The sequence below is a fragment of the Azospirillum sp. HJ39 genome (assembly GCF_041507355.1).
Taxonomy (GTDB): domain Bacteria; phylum Pseudomonadota; class Alphaproteobacteria; order Azospirillales; family Azospirillaceae; genus Azospirillum; species Azospirillum thiophilum.
The window spans coordinates 978,065-995,366 of the sequence record NZ_CP167911.1 but is presented as its reverse complement, the minus strand read 5'-3'; the positions used below and the strand labels follow the sequence as shown (position 1 = coordinate 995,366).

The following is a 17,302-nucleotide window of genomic DNA, read 5'->3' as shown; positions in this document are numbered from 1 at the left end:
ATACGGGTTACTTGCGCAGTTCGGGCTCCACCCCCGGCTCGCCGCTGAACTGGACGCGGATCGTCTCGTCACGGACGATGAACTGGCAGGCCAGACGGTAGGGCGGCGGGCGGTGGGCGTTCTCGGCCGCGTCGACCAGCTCCTTGGTCAGCTTGCCGTTGATCGACAGGGTGACCTTCTCCTTCTCGGTCAGGTCGATCGCCATCGGCGTCTTGGCGTCCAGATACGTCACCTTGACGAGGCAGGATCCGCATTCGCCGTCCTGGCATTGGAAGGGGATCGGGATGTCGTGCTTCTTCGCCAGCGCCAGCAGGGTGCCGGTGTCGCCGGCAACCGCATAGACGGTCACGTCCTTTTCCATATTAACGCCTGCGAACGTCACTGTGGCCATGGGTATCCTCCGGGTATGGTTATGATCCGCCATGCCTCCACGGCGGCCGGCGATGGGTTGCAAGCGCCATGCCCATAGAAGAAATGTGGATAAGAGCCGTTTCCCATGATCGGAGGTAAACGAAGTTTGTCGGCTTCCTCCCAACCCGGCCTCCCCGCCTGTCGGGGCGACGACAGCCGGTCGGCGCTGGCGCTGCACGGCGCGGCGCTGCTGGCCGATGCCTCCGGTGCGCTGCTGTGGCCGGCGAACGGCGTGCTGGCGGTCGCCGACCTGCATCTGGAAAAGGGCTCGGCCTTCGCCGCCCGCGGGCGGATGCTGCCGCCCTACGACACGCGGGCGACGCTGGAGCGGCTGGCCGCACTGATCGCGCGGGAGCGGCCGGCGCGCGTGCTGTGCCTGGGCGACAGTTTCCACGACCGCCGCGCGGCCGAGCGGATGGACCCGGCCGATGTCGAGCGGCTGCGCGGCCTGACCGCCGCGGTCGCCGACTGGGTGTGGATCAGCGGCAACCATGATCCGGAACCGCCACAGGGCCTCGGCGGCCGGGCGGCGGCAGAGCTGTCCATCGGCCCCCTCACCTTCCGGCACGAGGCGAAGCCGGGCGCGGTGGGCGAGCTGTCGGGACACCTGCATCCCGCCGCGGCGCTGGCGCTGGGCGGGCGGCGGGTGCGCGACCGCTGCTTCGTCCATGACGGGAGCAGGCTGATCCTGCCGGCCTTCGGCAGCTTCACCGGCGGGCTGAACGTGCTGGACCGGGCCTTCGACGGCCTGCTGGCGCCCGGCTTCGAGGTGCTGATGACCGTGCGCAGCCGGGTCTACCGCTTCCCCTGCGCCCGTTTGTCGCCGGACCGGGCGCGCTGAGGCGCTGGCGGAAGCGGGAGCGCGGCCTATATCCAGTGCCCCGGAGGCGACCAACCGAGCCGTCAGAATGCCCGACCCCGCTCCCATCATCGTGTGGTTCCGCACCGACCTGCGCCTCGCCGACAACCCGGCGCTGACCGCCGCCGCCCAGGCATCGGCCGACACCGGCGCCGCCGTCATCCCGCTCTACATCCTGGAGGAGGAGACCGGCGGTGCGGCCGGTACCTCACCCGCCGACACCTCCACATGGCCGCTCGGCGGCGCGCAGCGCTGGTGGCTGCATGGCAGCCTGGAACGGCTGGGCACCTGCTGCGCCCGCCACGGCTCGCCCCTGCTGCTGCGGCGGGGGGAGCCGGGAGCGGTGCTCGACGCGTTGATTGCGGAAACCGGGGCCGGCTGCGTGCTGTGGAACCGCCGCTACAGCCCGGCCGGGACCGCCCGCGACGCGGCGATCAAGCAAGGGCTGAAGGCGCGCGGCATCGACGCCCGCAGCTTCAACGCCGCGCTGCTGGCCGAGCCCTGGACCGTCCGCAACAAGAGCGGCGGCTCCTTCAAGGTCTTCACCCCCTTCTGGCGGCATGTCTCCTCCACCCTGAACCCGCCCCTGCCGACCCGCGCCCCTGCCACCCTGAAGGCGCCGCAGACCGCGCCGGCCGGCGACAGGCTGGCCGACTGGGGCCTGCTGCCGACCCGGCCGGACTGGGCCGCCGGCCTGCGCAGGCGCTGGGTTCCGGGCGAAACGGCGGCCCTGTCCCATCTCGCCGAGTTCCTCGACGGGCCGGTCGGCGCCTATGCGACCGAGCGCGACCGGCCCGACCGCGCCGGCACCTCCGCCCTCTCCCCCTATCTGGCGTTCGGCGAGATCGGGCCGCGGCAGATCTGGCACGCCGCCCGCCATGCCGCCGACGCCCGGCCGGAACTGGCCGCCGGCATCGAGGCGTTCCTGCGCGAGGTCGGCTGGCGCGAGTTCCAGTACCATCTGCTGCACCATGCGCCGGACCTGCCCGACCGGCCGCTCGACCGCCGCTTCGCCGGCTTTCCCTGGCACGACGATCCGGCCGGCCTGCGGGCGTGGCAGCACGGGCATACCGGCTATCCCATCGTCGATGCCGGCATGCGCCAGCTGTGGGAGACCGGATGGATGCACAACCGGGTGCGGATGATCGTCGCCTCCTTCCTGGTCAAGGATCTGCTGCTGCCCTGGCAGGAAGGAGAGCGCTGGTTCTGGGACACGCTGGTCGATGCCGACCTTGCCCAGAATGCCGGCAACTGGCAGTGGGTGGCCGGCTGCGGTGCCGATGCCGCCCCCTTCTTCCGCGTCTTCAATCCGGTGCTGCAGGGCGAGAAGTTCGACCCCGAAGGCGACTATGTCCGCCGCTACGTCCCCGAGTTGGCCCGGCTGCCGGCGCGCTGGATCCATCAGCCCTGGGCTGCCCCCGCCGACGTGCTGCGGCAGGCCGGCGTCCAGCTCGGTGGCGGCTATCCCCGCCCGATCCTCGACCATGGCGCCGCCCGTGAACGGGCGCTGGCGCTCTACAAGGCGCTCAAGGAAGGGGTCGGCGCCGGGCCGGACGCCCATTGACGCGCATCGCCGATCCTTCCCGATGGGCGGCAAGGGCGGATTTCGCACCCGCCCTTATCGACGCCCGCCGTCCGTGATAGGAAAAAGCGGACGGGATGCGGGAGGATGGCGCCATGGATGGATGGAACAGTGAACAGGGCCGGCAAAAGTGTTTCATCCGGTTTCAAACGTTCCATCCGGCACCTGGCCCGCGTTGCATCGTCGACGAATATGTTATAAAGTAACGTCATGTCCGCCCTGCACGACCATACCCATTGCATCGCCGATGCCCTCACCCGTGCCGACGCCCTGTGCGCGGAGCGGGGAGCGCGGCTGACGACGTTGCGCCGGCGCGTGCTGGAACTGGTGTGGTCCAGCCACCGGCCGCGCGGCGCCTACGCGATCCTGGAGGATCTGAGCCAGCAGGACGGCAAGGCGGCGGCGCCGCTGACCGTCTACCGCGCGCTGGAATTCCTGGTCGAGCAGGGGCTGGTCCACCGCATCGAATCGCTGAACGCCTATGTCGGCTGCGCCGCGCCGGGGGCCGTCCATGCCGGGCAGTTCCTGGTGTGCGATGGCTGCGGCGACGCCGCCGAGATCGACGACCCGCAGGTCGGCTCCGCCATCGCCGCGGCGGCGGCCGAACGCGGCTTCCGTGTCCAGCGCCCCACCGTCGAGGTGCGCGGCCTGTGCAAATCCTGTCAGGAGAAACCCCGTTGAGCGCTCCCGCCGCCTCCTCTCCCGCCCGTCTTCCGGTTTCGGTGTTGACCGGCTTCCTCGGCAGCGGCAAGACCACGCTGCTCCAGGCGCTGCTGCGCAATCCCGGCATGGCACGCACCGCCATCGTGATCAATGAATTCGGCGAGGTCGGGCTCGACCATCTGCTGGTCGCCAAGGCGTCGGAGAACATGGTGCTGATGGACAGCGGCTGCCTGTGCTGCACCATCCGCGGCGATCTGGTCGACACGCTGCGCGACCTGTTCCTGAAGCGGGTGAAGGGCGAGATCCCCGATTTCGACCGGGTGGTGGTCGAGACGACCGGGCTGGCCGATCCCGCCCCGATCATCCACACCCTGATGTCGGATCCGCTGCTGGCCGCCCGCTTCCGGCTGGACGGCGTCATCGCCACGGTCGACGCGGCGCACGGCTCGCTCCAGCTCGACCGCCAGCCGGAAAGCGTGAAGCAGGCCGCCGTCGCCGACCGCATCGTGCTGACCAAGTCCGACGTCGCCACCCCCGCCGCCACCGTCGCGCTGATGCAGCGGCTGGCCGCGATCAACCCGGCCGCCCCCGTCATCCCCGCCGCCCATGGCGAGATCGACCCGAAGCGGCTGTTCGACGCCGGCCTCTACAATCCCGAGACCAAGAGCCCCGACGTCGCCCGCTGGCTGCGCGAGGAGGCCTACCGCGACGAACAGGCCAAGGCGCACGACCATCACCACGATCATGACCATGCTCACCACGATCATGGCCACGACCACGACCATCACGATCATGGCGACCATTGCGGCCCGGACTGCGGCCACGATCACGGGCATGACCATGCTCACCACCACCATGACGCCAACCGCCACGACGACCACATCCGGGCCTTCTGCATGGTGATCGACCGGCCGATTCCCTGGAACGGCTTCGTCGACTTCATGGAGGCGCTGATCGCCCAGGCCGGCGAGAACCTGCTGCGGGTGAAGGGGCTGCTGAACGTCCAGGAAAGCGAGCTGCCGGTGGTGGTCCACGGCGTCCAGCACATGTTCCACCCGCCGGTCCGGCTGGAGGACTGGCCGAGCGACGACCACCGCACCAAGCTGGTCTTCATCACCCGCGACGTCGGCCAGTCGGTGATCGAGCCGCTGTTCGACGGGTTGGTCTGGGGCGAGGGCAAGGCGGCGGAATAGGCCCGCGCTCCGCGCCCTCCCTCCTCAGCGCCCGACCGCCCGCCGCAACGGGCTGTCGCCCATCTCCCAGACCCCGCGTCCGGTCGCCTTCGTGCCCTCGAACACCAGCCAGCTCTGCCGCCCATAATGCGGCAGGGGCCGCAGCAGGGCACGAAGCGCGTCGGCATCGGCCCCCGACACCACCAGCGCCGTCCGCCCGTCCGCCGTCCGCGTCACCCACACCCGCGCACTGCCGCGCCCGGCCAGATCCTCCGGCACCGGCGGCAGGCCGCGCCGCTCGAGCTCCCGTCCCACCGCCGCATCGGTGCCGACCAGCAGCAGCGGCGCGATGGTCCCGCCGCCGTCGGCTTCCCGCGGGGCCGCATCCATCAACCGCCCTGCCAGCTCCCGCGCCGCCTCCGCCGCCTCGCCGTCGGCAGCGACCGCCCGCTCGGCACCGGGACGCAGGGTGACGTCGCGCAGGATCGGCGGCGCCTCGCCGGGCGACAGCCGGCGAAACAGGTCGAATCCCGGATCGACGGCAACCGCCCGGGGGGACGCCGCCACCGGCAGGCGCACCGTGACCTCCCGTCCGTCGAGCCTCACCGCGTGGCTCTCCACCCCTGCCGCCGTCTCCACCCGCACCTGCACCGTCAGGGCATAGGGCGGGTCGGCATCCTGCCGCAGGGCCAGCACCAATCCCTCGCCATCGGCCCGGACATCGGACCTTGCATCGGCCAGCGTCAGCATCGGCGCACCGCGCCGCTCCAGCCATTGGGCGAACAGCCCGCCGAGGTCGCGGCCGGATGCCGCCTCGAAGGCCAGCCGCAGATCGGACCAACCGGCCTCCCGGAAGGCATGCCCGCTCCAGAAGCTGCGAATCCCGGCGTCGAAAGCGGCGCTGCCGATCTCCGCCTCCAGCATGTGGAAAAGCATCGCCGCCTTGCCATAGCCGACGATCTGCGCGGCGTCATGGACCTTGGCGCGGAACCCGGTCAAGGGCCGGTCGCGCTCGGCCGGCAGGGCGGCGTAATCGCGCAGCCAGTCGAGCCGCATCCCACGCGCCGCATCGGCGCCGCGGTCACGGGCAGCGGCGTAATCGGCCATGTAGGTGGTCAGCCCCTCCGCCCAATTGCCGCCATCGCCGACCCGCACGCCGTTTCCCCACCAGTTGTGCAGGATCTCGTGGGTCAGCGACTGGCTGCGGATGAAGGGCAGCGGCAGGACCGAACGGCCGATGGCGGTCAGCCCCGGAAAGCCCAACCCGACCGGCGGCGGGACGGAGACGATGCTGAAGCCGTCGAAGGGATAGGGGCCGATGCGCGCGGCTGCGGCGGCGATGACCTGCCGCGACAGGTCGAGGTAGCCGTCCCCCAGCCCGGCCTGCTCCATATGGCGGTAGAGCCGCAGGCGCAGGCCGTCGGCCAGCCGCTCCTCCACCGTCCAGGGGCCGGCGAAGACGGAGGGTTCCTCGACGCTGCGGGTCTCCTCGAACACCGCGCGGTAGCCGGCGGCGTCGCGCCCCTCTTCCACCAACCGGCCGGTGGCGACCGCGACGTAGGGCGCCGGCACCCGCACCGAAAGGCGCCAGGTCGGCGGCTCAGTCCCCGCTCGCGACGGCTCGGGCAACCAGCCGCCGGCCCCCGGCAGGAAGGCGCCCTCCCCGTCCAGCGCCAGCCCGGTTCCCGTGGTGAAGCCGGGCAGCCGCCCGCCATAGCGGATGGTCACCGCCCCCGCCCCTTCCGGCACTGTCAGCCGCAGCCGGTCGCCCTGCCGGATGGTCGGGATCGACCGGTCGCCGGCCCGCACCTCATGCAGCGCCAGGGCGGCGTCCAGATGCAGCGACTGCGCCCCGGCCGGCAGCGTCAGCCGGTCCACCGCCTCCAGCCGGCCCGCGGCGGGATCGAGCGTCAGGTCGATGTCGTGATGCGGCGGTGCGGCGAAGGCCGGGGCGATCGCGCCCAGGACCAGCGCCGCCCCCGCCAGGGCCAGGGCCCGGATGCGTAGGGTGGTCATGCCCTCAAGATGGACCCGGCCACGCGATGGCGCCAGCATCGGGACGTCGCTTGGGGCCGCGTGGCTCGGTCAGTCCGGATCGCGGCCCGGATGTCGGCGCACCCGGTCATACAGTTTCGACAGCCGCTCGTCGCGGATGCCGAGGTCCTCGAGATGTGAAACCGTGTTCGCCAGATAGTCGATGTTCGGACCGCGCTGGCCGCAACAATCGGCGATCCGGCAGACCACCGCCGCATCGTCCATGCCGCGGCAATATTGCGGGTGATCGCGGTCGACGACGAAGCAGCAGGCCGTCACCGCCTCCAGCCCCTCCGCCGAACGGCCGTCGCGCAGGCGCACCCGCAGCATCCTCGGCAGATAGACACGGTTGTCCATCTCGCGCTCCCACAGATAGTCGAGCGTGGACGGCACGTCGGGAACGGCGACCCGGAAGGCGATGCCGCGGCACGACCCGCCGCGATCCAGGCCCAGCACCAGACCCGGCCGTTCCGGCGTGCCGCGGTAACGGTGGGAGGCGACGCAGAAGGCGCGGTGATATCCCGGCAGCGTCGCGGCATGACGCTCGGCAAAGGAAAAACCGGGGTTCCACATCAGCGAGCCGTAACCGAAGACCCACAGGTCGGCATCGGGATCGACGCGGATGTCCGTGGACCAGGCGGGAAGCGGCAGGTGCGAATCGGGAGCCATGACGACCGGAAGCGAATCGGCGATGCCCAAGCCTAGCATGGGGCTTCCGGCGTCGCTATAACGGTACGGACATGGAACGGACATGCCGCTGATGCCATCCCCCCTCAATTCTTCCGCCCCCCGCCGCCTTCTGACCGGCCGGCGGATCGCCACCCTCCTGGGGCTGATGGTCCTGCTGCTGCCGGCCGCGGCCTATTCGCTGTGGTGGTGGCAGGCCGCCCGCACGGTGCGCGGCGGGCTGGAAACCTGGGTCGCGGAGCAGCGCGCCAATGGCGCTGTGGTGGAGCATGGCGGGCTGACGGTCGGCGGCTTCCCCTTCACCCTGCGGGCAGAGTTGGAGCGGCCGCATCTGGCGACCCGCGGCGCCGACTGGCAGGGCGCTCGGCTGACGGCGGAGGCGCCGCCCTGGAACCCAACCCGCATCGCCCTGACCTTCCCCGGCGAACACAGGCTGACGGTCGTCCAGGCCGGACAGCCGCCACTCGACCTGCTGGCCCCGCGCGGCGGAAACGGCGAGGTGACGATGCGGATGTCGGGCACGCTGGAACGGCTCGCCCTGCGCTTCACCGACCTGACCGCCCAAATCGCAGGGCAGCGGGTGCCGGTCGCGTCCCTGGATGTCGGTGCCGCCCAACCCGACAGCCCGCCGGCCGAGCGCGGCGTCGCCGGACTGACCCTGACACTGACCGCGGACGGCCTGACCCTGCCCGATGGCGTCCTGCCGAATCTGGGCCGCGAGGTGCGGCGGACGGAACTGACCCTGCGCGTGATGGGAACGCCGCCGAGACCGGAGCCGGCCAGCCTGTCGGCCTGGAGCCGCGACGGCGGCACGGTGGAGGTCGACCGGCTGGCGTTGGACTGGGGGCCGCTGGGCGCGGTGCTGTCCGGCACGCTGGCGCTCGACGCGCAATTGCAGCCGCAGGCGGCTCTGACCGCGGAGATTCGCGGAGCGCCGGCCGTCCTGGACGCGTTCAAGCCGCTGATGCGCCCGAACGAGGCCGCCATTGCCCGAACGATCCTGGCAATGCTGGCCCGCCCGACCGGCCCCAACGGCGAACCGGTGGTCACGGCCCCGGTCACCGTGCAGGATCGTGCCCTGTTCGTCGGCCCGCTTCGCGTCGCCGCCCTGCCCAAAATCGTCTGGTGACCGGACTCAGGGGGGCGGAAATGCAACACCGGCCCGGCGGCATGACGGTTCCGTGACTTCGCCCCCTTGTTTCACATCGCGCATCCGGTCAAATTGACGCAGTCCTTGTCGCGGCTGCCATGGTGCGTCGGTCGATGTGTCGGTTCCTTGCCTATTGCGGCGAGCCGGTGTTCCTTGAAACGCTGGTCTGCACGCCCTGCCATTCCCTGATCGAACAGTCGATGCACGCCGCAGAGGCGAAGACCGAAACCAACGGCGACGGATTCGGCGTCGGCTGGTACAGCGAGCGGACGGAGCCGGGCCGCTATTGCGAGATCCGCCCCGCTTGGTCGGACGAGAACCTGCAATCGCTGTGCAGCCACATCCGCTCCCACCTGTTCTTCGCCCATGTGCGGGCAGCCACCGGCACCGCGGTCAGCCGGGCCAACTGCCACCCCTTCAAGGCCGGGCGCTTCCTGTTCATGCACAACGGCCAGGTCGGCGACTGGCCCCGCCTGCGCCGCAAGGTCGAGGCGATGATCCCGGACGAGCTGTACGGCACCCGCACCGGCACCACCGACAGCGAGGCGATCTTCCTGGCCGCCCTGGGCCAGGGGTTGGAGCGGGATTCGATCGGCGCCTTCCGGCGCGTGCTGCATGCCGTCCACGACGAGATGCGGGCGCTGGACATCACCGCCCCGCTGCGCTTCACCGCAACCTGGACCGACGGCGTCCATGTCTGGGCGGTCCGCTGGGCATCCGACGGCAAGCCTCCCAGCCTCTATTGGCGGCGCGGCGACAATGGCCTGATCGTGGTGTCGGAACCGGTCGACGCCCAACGCGACCAATGGCGCCCGGTCCCGCCCGGCGGCGGGCTGGTGGCCCGGATCGGCGCCGCGCCGGAAATGTTCACGTTCCATTGAGGCGAGGGGCGACGCCGTTTCCCTCAGGCGTCCAGCAAACGCTCCTTCGGCAGCAGGATCGTCACCGCCGTCCCCCTGCCGGGCACGCTGTCCAATTCCACCCCGCCCCCATGCAGTTCGGCGAAACGCCGCACGATGGGCAACCCCAGCCCCACGCCTTCATGCTGACGGACCAGCGAGCGTTCGGCCTGGGTGAAGGGGCTGAAGATGCGGCCGATCAGATCGGCTGGAATTCCGGGACCATCGTCGCGCACGGTCAGGCCGACGAAGTTGTCGCGGTCCTCCACCGCCAGCGCGACATGGCCGTCGGGCTGGGTGAACTTCACCGCATTGTCCAGCAGATTGAGCACCATCTCGCGCAGGCGGCGGCGGTCCAGACGCATGCGGAAGGGCGGGCAGGGCCGCACCGTCACCGACAGCCGCTTCAACCCCGCCTTCGGCGCCAGCAGATCGGCGCAGCCAGCCAACAGTTGCGGAATATCGACGTCGCTTTCCTGGATCTCGATGGCTCCGGTCGAGCCGCGGGTATAGTCCAGGATGTTGTTGACCATGGTCAGCAGTGAACGGCCGCTGTCCTCGATCAGCTTCACATATTCCAGATAGTCGGGGTGGCCAAGCTTGCCCATCCCCTCCCCCGCCAGCACATCGGCGAAGCCGATGATGGAGTTCAGCGGCGTCCGCAGTTCGTGGCTCATCACCGCCAGGAAATCCAGCTTGGCGCGGTCGGCCTTGCGCACCGCCTCCAGCGCGTCCGACAGTTCGGCGGTCCGCTCGCTCACCCGATGCTCGAGTTCGCGATTCTGCTCGGCGGCACGGCGGTAAAGCTTGCGGATCTCGACCATGTTGCGGACACGGTGCAGCAGTTCCCAGGCGATGAAGGGCTTGGTGAGGAAATCGTCGGCACCGAATTCCAGCGACTTCCGCCGCGTCTCCTGGTCGGTCTGGGCGGTCAGCACCAGAATCGGCACGTAATCGTCGCCGAAGATCGGCTTCAGCCGCTCCATCAGCTCGAAGCCGCTCATATGCGGCATGCGGATGTCGATCAGCAGCAGGTCGAATGATCCGGCCGCACAAAGGTCCGGCACCTTGCGCGGGTCGGTTTCGCCGAGGACGCGCGTGTAGCCGTCATGGCCCAGGATTTCGCGCAGGAGATCGACGTTGGACGGATTGTCGTCCACGATCAGGATGCTGGCGTCCTTGACCTGCCGGGCGAGCGCCGGATCGATCTGGCTCCTGTTCATCGGGGAGCGTGCACCTTCCAACCGTCCGCATGGGCATTCAGCTTTGCCGCAGGGCTGTATGAATGCAACAGAAATGCACGCCTCCCGGTCAGGCCCGCTTCTCCCAGCCGCCGCGGTCGGTCTGCTGCCAGTAGGTCAGCGCGTGACCGGCCGCCTTGCAGGCTTTCCAGCGTTGGCGGGCTGCCAGCACCGCCTCATCGTCATTGCCGTCGAACAGGTCGCAGACGAGGTCGAAACTCTCCATCCTGTCGCTGACGCAGCCGTCCACCGTCACCAGAACGGTGGCGCCGTTCGGGTTCTCGTCGGTGTCGGTGAGCCACACCGGCTGCCGTTCGGCGAAGCCGTCGCGCGCGGCGCCATGCGGCAGGAAGGAGCCGGCGTCGTAGGTCCACAGATGCTGGTTCAGCATGTCCACCCGCTCCGGCGAACCGGCCAGCACGACGGCGCGCCAGTCCCGCTCAAGAACCTTCTCCAGGATCTTGGGCAGCGCCTGTTCCATCGTGCGCCGTTGCAGGTGGTAGAAGCGGACTTCGGTCATGCGCTCACATCACGGAAACGGTCCCCTTCCCGAGGCCCACAATGGATGCTCGATCCACCGCGAGCCCCGGGAAAAGGCTTATCCTCACCCCTCGTGGTATTCCGCCACGAAGCGGTCGAGAAGACGCACGCCGAATCCCGAGGCGCCCTTCGGAACCGTGGCGCTGTCCTTCTTCGCCCAGGCGACACCGGCGATGTCGATATGGGCCCAGGGCAGATCGTTGACGAAGCGCTTCAGGAACTGAGCGCCGACGATGCTGCCGGCGCCACCGCCCGATCCGACATTCTTCATGTCGGCGGCCGGCGTCTCGATCTCCTTGTCGTAGGCGTCGCCGAGCGGCAGGCGCCACACCGGCTGTCCCACCTTCAGGCCGGCGGCCGTCAGGTTCATGGCGAGGTCGTCGTCGTTGGCGAACAGGCCGGCATGCTCATGCCCCAGCGCGGTGATGATGGCACCGGTCAGGGTGGCGAGGTCGATCATCAGCTTGGGCTTGTAGACGTCCTGCGCGTACCACAGGCAGTCGGCCAGCACCAGCCGCCCCTCGGCGTCGGTGTTGATGACCTCGATGGTCTGGCCCGACAGCGAGGTGACGATGTCGCCCGGCCGCTGCGCGGTGCCCGACGGCATGTTCTCCACCAGACCGACGATGCCGACGGCGTTGACCTTCGCCTTGCGGGCAGCCAGCGCGTACATGGTGCCGATCACGGTGGCGGAGCCGCCCATGTCCCACTTCATGTCCTCCATGCCGGCCGCACCCTTGATCGAGATGCCGCCGGTGTCGAAGGTCACGCCCTTGCCGATGAAGGCGACCGGGCGCTTGTCTTCGGCGTCCGGGTTGCCGTTCCAGCGCATGACGACGACGCGCGCCTCATGGGCGCTGCCCTGCGCCACGCCCAGCAGCGCGCCCATGCCGATCTTCTTCAGCTTCTTCTGGTCGAGAATTTCGACCTCGACGCCGAACTGCTCCAGTTCCCTGGTCTTGTCGGCCAGGCTTTCCGGATAGATGACGTTGGCCGGTTCAGACACCAGGTCACGGGTGAAGCGGATGGCGTCGGCCAATGTGTCGAGCTTCTTGAAGGTCGACTTGGCGGCGCCGTCATCCTCGACCAGGAGCGTCAGCTTGCGCAGGCTCGGCTTGGGCTCCTTCTTGTCGGACTTCCTGTCGTTGGTGCGGTACTTGTCGAACTTGTATGCGCGCAGCTGCGCGCCGAAGGCGATCTCGGCAGCCGCGGCGGCGGCGGACGGCTTGGCGCCCTCGGGCAGTTCGACCAGCAGCGCGGCCTCGTCGGTCGCCTTGTCCAGCGCCACGGCGACGGCGCCGCCGGCCGCCTGGAGGATCAGCTCGCTCAGTTCCTCCGCCTTGCCGATGCCGACCAGCAGGAGGCGGTCCAGTTCGGTCCCGGCCGGGGCGAGCAGCGTCAGCGTCTCGTCCTTCTTGCCGTTGAAACGGGCGGCGGCCATGGCGCGGGCCAGCGCACCGCCGGTCTTCTCATCGAGTCCGCGCCCGATCGGGCCGAGGCTGCGGTCGGCGGCAACGGTCACGGCGAGCACGCCGGACGTGGGCAGGGACGGCTTGGCGAAGGAGAACTTCATCGGGTCCTCTTGGGGAGTCCACTGGGAATGGGCGGATGCGCCCGGACGAATTCAGCGGCGGGAAGCCTACTCCACCGGCAAGGAGCGCGCCACCCCGCCTGTCGAGGCCGGAAGCGCCGGCTGGCGACGCCCCTGCCTCCCGCATATCAGGCGTCGATGGCCTTGCCCAGTTCGACCGGATCGACCTCGCCCTGTTCCAGCCCAACCTCAGGCACGCTGTCCTCGGACACGCTCTCTTCGACGCGGCGCTCCAGCACGGCGGCGAAGAAGCCGTCGGTGTCGTGGCGGGCGGGCGTCAGGCGCAGGTACGGCCCCTCGGTCGGCGGGGCGCCGGCCTCCTCCTCCGCCCAGACCTCGGCGACCGGCTTGACGACGAAATCGTGGTGGGTCTGCAGGAAGGCTTCGACCTGCGCCTCGTTCTCGTCATGCAGCATGGAGCAGGTGGCGTAGACCAGACGCCCGCCCGGCTTCACCAGACGTGCGGCACTGTCCAGGATGTTGGCCTGCAACGGCAGCAATTGTTCCAGGCCGGGGCCGAGCTGGCGCCAGCGGGCATCCGGGTTGCGGCGCCAGGTGCCGGTGCCGGAACAGGGGGCGTCGACCAGCACGCGGTCGAACTTGCGCTTGTGGCGCTTCACCCAGGGGTCGCGCTCGCTGGTCAGCGGATGGGCTTCGATGTTGTGCAGACCGGCGCGGCGGAAGCGCTCGGCGGCGCGCTTCAGGCGCTTTTCCAGCACGTCGCAGGCCACCACGCGGCCCTTGTTCTTCATCAGCGCGGCGACCGCCAGGGTCTTGCCCCCGGCACCGGCACAGAAATCCACCACCTGATGGCCCGGCTTGGGCGCCACCGCCAGCGCAACCAGCTGCGACCCCTCGTCCTGGATCTCGACCAGCCCGTCCTTGAAGGCGTCAACGCTGCCCAATGGCGGCCGGCCCTTCACCCGCAGACCCAGCGGCGACCAGCGCGTGGTTTCCGCGGTGATCTGCGCCTTGGCCAGCGCCTTGATCGCGCTCTGCTGGTTGGCCTTCAGCGGGTTGATGCGCAGGTCGAGCGGGGCGGCCTCAAGCAGCTTCTCCATCTCCACCGCGAAGCGGTCGCCCAACGAGGCGCGCATCGGCGCTTCCGCCCAGTCGGGGCATTCGACACGCACCGTCTCCGGCATGTCGGGGTGGTCCATGGTGTGGCTTTCCAGCTCACGGACCATCGCCAACTCGTCGTCGGTCAGGCGGGCGGGGGCGAACTTGCCGCCGCTGAACATCTCCAGCACCACGCCGGCGTTGCGGCTCTCTTCCAGCAGCATGTAGGCCAGCACGCGGGCACGCGGGGTGGCGCGCTCGTAGCCGCCGCGCTCGATCCACCAGCCGAGCCGCGCGTGGCGGCGCAGGATCGCGTAGGCCATCTGGGCGACCGCGGTGCGGTCCTTCGACCCGATGTAGCGGCGGTTGCGGAAATAGGCGCTCATCACCGCGTCGGCGGGGCGAGGGGTCTCGTCGATCTCGGTCAGCAGATCGATGACCGCCTGGAGGCGGGCGGCGGGTGTCATGGCGTCTGGTCCCTTTGGGAATCTCTCAAGGCGGCGAACAGGATCGGGAGCCGGCGCGTTCCGGTCTCCGGCCGATCCCTTGCCTATGGCCTGTCGATACAGCGTTTGCCGCGCGCTGTCACGCTCCGGCCGCCGACTCGGGTGAAGACGGCGCAGGTCGCCAGCATATCGCGCCCCCGTGACAAGCGGCCGCGACCTGTCCGAAAGTTCAGGTAGGGGATTGACGACTCGGGGTAACCCCCGGCACAAACGGACGGGTGATGTGACCTTATCGTGACCGGAACGGCGTGGTGACCGCCGGATGGACGAGAGGGTCTTCGGCGGAAATCGGATGCATGGAACGGGGTGCGCAATGGCGGCTGCGGCTGGAGTGGCGTGTGCGCGTGTTGGCTTGATGCGGGCCATCCGACTCACCCTGGCAGGCGGGATTGTGGCAACGCTGTCGGCCTGCGCCGGCACCGCCCCCATGGTGGACGGCCAGCGCCCGACGGCGCAACGGCCGACACTGGATCAGGTCGCCCCCGACTTCCGCCACCTTGCAGGCTGGATCGACGACGATCATGCCCAGGCGGTGCCGGCCGTGCAGCGCACCTGCGGCTGGGTAAGGAACCAGCCGCCGGGCAAGGCGCTGGGGTCGTTGCGCATCGCGGGCACCACCGACGACTGGCGCGCCATCTGCGCCGCCGCCCGCGACCTGCCCCCGGGCGACAGCGAGGCCGCGCGGCTCTTCTTCGAGACCTTCTTCACCCCGCGCGACGTCAGCAACGGCGAGAAGGGCCTGTTCACCGGCTATTACGAGATCGAACTGCGCGGAAGCTGGACGCGGACGGAGCGCTACAACGTGCCGATCTACCGCATGCCGCCGCGCGGCAAGCACGGCCTTCCCAGCCGTGCCCGGATCGAGGCCGGCGCCTTGAAGGGCAAGGGACTGGAGCTGATGTGGGTGGACGACCCGGTCGACGCCTTCTTCCTGGAAATCCAGGGCTCCGGCCGGGCCGTGATGGCCGACGGATCGGTGGTCGGCATCCATTACTCCGGCCAGAACGGTCACAGCTATTATCCGATCGGCCGCCATATCATCGACCGCGGCGACGCCACGCCGGAGCAGATGTCGCTGCAGCTGATCCGCCGCTGGCTGAAGGACCGTCCGGCCGAGGCTCAACGGGTGATGAACCTCAACCCTTCCTACGTCTTCTTCAAGGTCAAGCCCGAGGTCGGCGCCCGCGGTGCCCGCAACATGGAGCTGACGCCCGGCCGCAGCCTTGCCGTCGATGCCGAACATATCCCGCTGGGCGTGCCGCTGTGGCTGGAGGTGCGCGATGCTCCGGTGCCGGGCGGTGCCATCAACCGGCTGGTGGTGGCCCAGGATACCGGCGGCGCCATCAAGGGTCCGGTGCGTGGCGACCTGTTCTGGGGCCATGGCCTCCAGGCGGAGGAAGGGGCCGGGGTCATGAAGGCGCGCGGCCATTACACCATGCTCGCCCCGCGCAACCTGTCGGTCGAGACCGCCCAGCGAAAGTAAAGCCCAGCACACATGTCACGGGGGATACCGGAACAAACGCCGGAGGGATCGGGGAACGGCGGCATAAGGCTGGAACGGCTGACCGCACTGCCCGACCGTGGGGCGGCGCTCAAGGAGTTCGAGGAGATCTTCTTCGCCTCCACCACCCGGACCGAGTTCGGGTCGGAGGCCGAGCGGGCGGCCTTCCTCGATGTCTGGACCGGCTGGTTCGTGACGGAGGCACCGCGGGACGTCTGGCTGGCGGTGTCCGGAAACGGTCTGATCCTCGGCTATCTCACCGGTTGCAAGGACAGCGCCGGTTCGACCGTACTGGCCCGCCGCATCCCGAAATACGAGGTCTTCGCCGACCATTTCGCCGCCTACCCGGCCCATTTCCATATCAATGTCCGGCCTGGCTGGCGGGACCACGGGCTGGGGCGCCTGCTGGTCGACCGCTTCGCCGAGGACTGCGCCGCCGACGGCCTGCCGGGCGTGCATCTGGTCACCGCCGTCTTCGCCCGCAATGTCGGGTTCTACCAACGCGCGGGCTTCACCGACGCCTGTCAGCGCGGTCCGCTGCTGTTCCTGGGACGCCGCCTGGGACTTGGCCTTGAGGCACTGACTTCGACCGCGCTGCTGTGCTAGGCAGGGGGCATCCCCCTGCTGGAAAGCGTTACGTCATGACCCGCCCGCCCCTGTTGATCGAAAGCCCGCAGAACCCGCAGTTCAAGCTGTGGGAATCGGCGCTGGAAAGCCGCGGGCTGAAGAAGAACGGCAAGTTCCTGCTCGCCGGGCTGAAGACCGTGCCAGAGGCTTTGCGTCATCATCCGGAGCGGTTCGAACGGCTGCTGTTCGCCGACCCCGCCCCGGTCGCCGGCTGGCGCCTGCCGCCAGGGGTGGAGCCGGTGCAGCTCGCCCCCGCCCTGTTCCGGGCGCTCGATATATCGGGCACCGGTTTTCCACTGCTGGTCGGCAGCGTGCCGAAGATGCCGGCCATCGACCTGAGCGCACCGCCGCAAGGCCTTGAGTTGCTGTGCGCGTTGGGCGATCCCAGCAACCTCGGCGCCCTGCTGCGCAGCGCCGCTGCCTTCGGCGTGTCGCGGATCGTTCTGCTGGAGGGGGCGGCCCATCCCTTCCATCCAAAATGCCTGCGCGCGGCGTCCAACGCGCAATTCACGCTGACCTTGCTGCGCGGTCCGCGCTGGGCTGCGGTGAACGATGCGGCCGGGCCGCTCTATGCCCTCGACGGCGGCGGCGAGGATCTGACACGGTTCGACTGGCCGGCCGACATGAGGCTGATCCTGGGCGAGGAAGGCCAGGGCGTGCCTGCCGACTGCCCGGCGGGACGGCTGTCGGTGCCGACGACCGGGGCGGTGGAATCGCTGAACGCCACGGTGGCGGTCAGCGTGGCCCTGTTCGCACGGTTTGCGGCGACGAAGGAATAGC

General features: G+C 69.6%; 16 protein-coding genes. 9 read left to right on the top strand and 7 right to left on the bottom strand.

What is annotated here, in order from left to right:
- Nucleotides 1-7: 7 nt before the first annotated feature.
- Nucleotides 8-391 carry a 2Fe-2S iron-sulfur cluster-binding protein gene (locus tag ABMY26_RS18055; protein WP_372398571.1) on the bottom strand — a complete coding sequence of 128 codons (384 nt, stop codon included), beginning with the start codon at nucleotides 389-391 and terminating at the stop codon, nucleotides 8-10.
- Nucleotides 392-517: 126 nt separating this feature from the next.
- Between ABMY26_RS18055 and pdeM the strand changes: the two genes are divergently transcribed.
- The 4 genes from pdeM (at nucleotide 518) to ABMY26_RS18035 (ending at nucleotide 4,708) form a co-directional block, all read left to right on the top strand.
- Complete coding sequence (pdeM, locus tag ABMY26_RS18050) at nucleotides 518-1,252, top strand: ligase-associated DNA damage response endonuclease PdeM (RefSeq protein WP_372398569.1); 735 nt, start codon at nucleotides 518-520, stop codon at nucleotides 1,250-1,252.
- A gap of 67 nt (nucleotides 1,253-1,319) precedes the next feature.
- On the top strand, nucleotides 1,320-2,834 hold the full coding sequence (locus ABMY26_RS18045; protein WP_372398568.1) for a deoxyribodipyrimidine photo-lyase: 1,515 nt from the start codon (nucleotides 1,320-1,322) through the stop codon (nucleotides 2,832-2,834).
- 228 nt (nucleotides 2,835-3,062) lie between these two features.
- Entirely contained in the window at nucleotides 3,063-3,533 is a 471-nt protein-coding gene (locus ABMY26_RS18040) for a Fur family transcriptional regulator (protein WP_045582036.1), read from the top strand.
- The gene (locus tag ABMY26_RS18035; RefSeq protein ID WP_372398567.1) at nucleotides 3,503-4,708 is read left to right on the top strand and encodes a GTP-binding protein; all 1,206 of its coding nucleotides are present in this window, start codon (nucleotides 3,503-3,505) and stop codon (nucleotides 4,706-4,708) included. The genes ABMY26_RS18040 and ABMY26_RS18035 overlap by 31 nt, the downstream gene beginning before the upstream one ends.
- Nucleotides 4,709-4,732: 24 nt before the next feature.
- On the opposite strand, the gene ABMY26_RS18030 is transcribed toward ABMY26_RS18035, so the two are convergent.
- Nucleotides 4,733-6,742: a M1 family metallopeptidase gene (locus tag ABMY26_RS18030; RefSeq protein ID WP_372398566.1), complete on the bottom strand. Its 2,010-nt coding sequence runs from the start codon at nucleotides 6,740-6,742 to the stop codon at nucleotides 4,733-4,735.
- Between the two features lie 30 nt (nucleotides 6,743-6,772).
- Nucleotides 6,773-7,429 carry a gamma-glutamylcyclotransferase gene (locus tag ABMY26_RS18025; protein WP_372398565.1) on the bottom strand — a complete coding sequence of 219 codons (657 nt, stop codon included), beginning with the start codon at nucleotides 7,427-7,429 and terminating at the stop codon, nucleotides 6,773-6,775.
- Between the two features lie 52 nt (nucleotides 7,430-7,481).
- Here ABMY26_RS18025 and ABMY26_RS18020 point away from each other — a divergent pair, with 52 nt between their 5' ends.
- A complete protein-coding gene (locus tag ABMY26_RS18020; RefSeq protein ID WP_372398564.1) occupies nucleotides 7,482-8,537 on the top strand; it encodes a DUF2125 domain-containing protein in 1,056 nt (351 codons plus the stop codon).
- A 134-nt stretch (nucleotides 8,538-8,671) separates the two neighbouring features.
- The gene (locus ABMY26_RS18015) at nucleotides 8,672-9,439 is read left to right on the top strand and encodes a class II glutamine amidotransferase (protein WP_372398563.1); all 768 of its coding nucleotides are present in this window, start codon (nucleotides 8,672-8,674) and stop codon (nucleotides 9,437-9,439) included.
- A 23-nt stretch (nucleotides 9,440-9,462) separates the two neighbouring features.
- Here the strand turns inward: ABMY26_RS18015 and ABMY26_RS18010 are convergent, their stop codons facing one another.
- The 4 genes from ABMY26_RS18010 to ABMY26_RS17995 form a co-directional block, all read right to left on the bottom strand.
- Entirely contained in the window at nucleotides 9,463-10,680 is a 1,218-nt protein-coding gene (locus ABMY26_RS18010; protein ID WP_372398562.1) for an ATP-binding protein, read from the bottom strand.
- An 88-nt stretch (nucleotides 10,681-10,768) separates the two neighbouring features.
- Nucleotides 10,769-11,218, bottom strand: a complete 450-nt coding sequence (locus ABMY26_RS18005; RefSeq protein WP_372398561.1) for a DNA polymerase III subunit chi — start codon at nucleotides 11,216-11,218, stop codon at nucleotides 10,769-10,771.
- An 84-nt stretch (nucleotides 11,219-11,302) separates the two neighbouring features.
- Nucleotides 11,303-12,811, bottom strand: a complete 1,509-nt coding sequence (locus ABMY26_RS18000; protein ID WP_372398560.1) for a leucyl aminopeptidase — start codon at nucleotides 12,809-12,811, stop codon at nucleotides 11,303-11,305.
- A gap of 146 nt (nucleotides 12,812-12,957) precedes the next feature.
- Nucleotides 12,958-14,355 (bottom strand): RsmB/NOP family class I SAM-dependent RNA methyltransferase, encoded by a 1,398-nt coding sequence (locus tag ABMY26_RS17995; protein WP_372398559.1) that lies wholly within the window; start codon nucleotides 14,353-14,355, stop codon nucleotides 12,958-12,960.
- A gap of 430 nt (nucleotides 14,356-14,785) precedes the next feature.
- Between ABMY26_RS17995 and ABMY26_RS17990 the strand changes: the two genes are divergently transcribed.
- The 3 genes from ABMY26_RS17990 to ABMY26_RS17980 are packed head-to-tail and all read left to right on the top strand — an operon-like array spanning nucleotide 14,786 to nucleotide 17,301.
- Nucleotides 14,786-15,877, top strand: coding sequence for a murein transglycosylase A (locus ABMY26_RS17990; protein WP_372398558.1), 1,092 nt, complete (start codon nucleotides 14,786-14,788; stop codon nucleotides 15,875-15,877).
- A 12-nt stretch (nucleotides 15,878-15,889) separates the two neighbouring features.
- A complete protein-coding gene (locus ABMY26_RS17985; RefSeq protein WP_372398557.1) occupies nucleotides 15,890-16,501 on the top strand; it encodes a GNAT family N-acetyltransferase in 612 nt (203 codons plus the stop codon).
- A gap of 35 nt (nucleotides 16,502-16,536) precedes the next feature.
- Nucleotides 16,537-17,301, top strand: coding sequence for a TrmH family RNA methyltransferase (locus ABMY26_RS17980; protein ID WP_372398556.1), 765 nt, complete (start codon nucleotides 16,537-16,539; stop codon nucleotides 17,299-17,301).
- The last annotated feature ends 1 nt before the right edge of the window (nucleotide 17,302 follow it).

Excerpts from the sequence above, each read along its gene's own strand:
- ABMY26_RS18055 (WP_372398571.1), bottom strand. The coding sequence starts at position 391 with ATGGCCACAGTGACGTTCGCAGGCGTTAATATGGAAAAGGACGTGACC.
- ABMY26_RS18045 (WP_372398568.1), top strand. The coding sequence starts at position 1,320 with ATGCCCGACCCCGCTCCCATCATCGTGTGGTTCCGCACCGACCTGCGC.
- ABMY26_RS18040 (WP_045582036.1), top strand. The coding sequence starts at position 3,063 with ATGTCCGCCCTGCACGACCATACCCATTGCATCGCCGATGCCCTCACC.
- ABMY26_RS18030 (WP_372398566.1), bottom strand. The coding sequence starts at position 6,742 with ATGCTGGCGCCATCGCGTGGCCGGGTCCATCTTGAGGGCATGACCACC.
- ABMY26_RS18025 (WP_372398565.1), bottom strand. The coding sequence starts at position 7,429 with ATGCTAGGCTTGGGCATCGCCGATTCGCTTCCGGTCGTCATGGCTCCC.
- ABMY26_RS18020 (WP_372398564.1), top strand. The coding sequence starts at position 7,482 with ATGCCATCCCCCCTCAATTCTTCCGCCCCCCGCCGCCTTCTGACCGGC.
- ABMY26_RS18015 (WP_372398563.1), top strand. The coding sequence starts at position 8,672 with ATGTGTCGGTTCCTTGCCTATTGCGGCGAGCCGGTGTTCCTTGAAACG.
- ABMY26_RS18010 (WP_372398562.1), bottom strand. The coding sequence starts at position 10,680 with ATGAACAGGAGCCAGATCGATCCGGCGCTCGCCCGGCAGGTCAAGGAC.
- ABMY26_RS18005 (WP_372398561.1), bottom strand. The coding sequence starts at position 11,218 with ATGACCGAAGTCCGCTTCTACCACCTGCAACGGCGCACGATGGAACAG.
- ABMY26_RS18000 (WP_372398560.1), bottom strand. The coding sequence starts at position 12,811 with ATGAAGTTCTCCTTCGCCAAGCCGTCCCTGCCCACGTCCGGCGTGCTC.
- ABMY26_RS17995 (WP_372398559.1), bottom strand. The coding sequence starts at position 14,355 with ATGACACCCGCCGCCCGCCTCCAGGCGGTCATCGATCTGCTGACCGAG.
- ABMY26_RS17985 (WP_372398557.1), top strand. The coding sequence starts at position 15,890 with ATGTCACGGGGGATACCGGAACAAACGCCGGAGGGATCGGGGAACGGC.
- ABMY26_RS17980 (WP_372398556.1), top strand. The coding sequence starts at position 16,537 with ATGACCCGCCCGCCCCTGTTGATCGAAAGCCCGCAGAACCCGCAGTTC.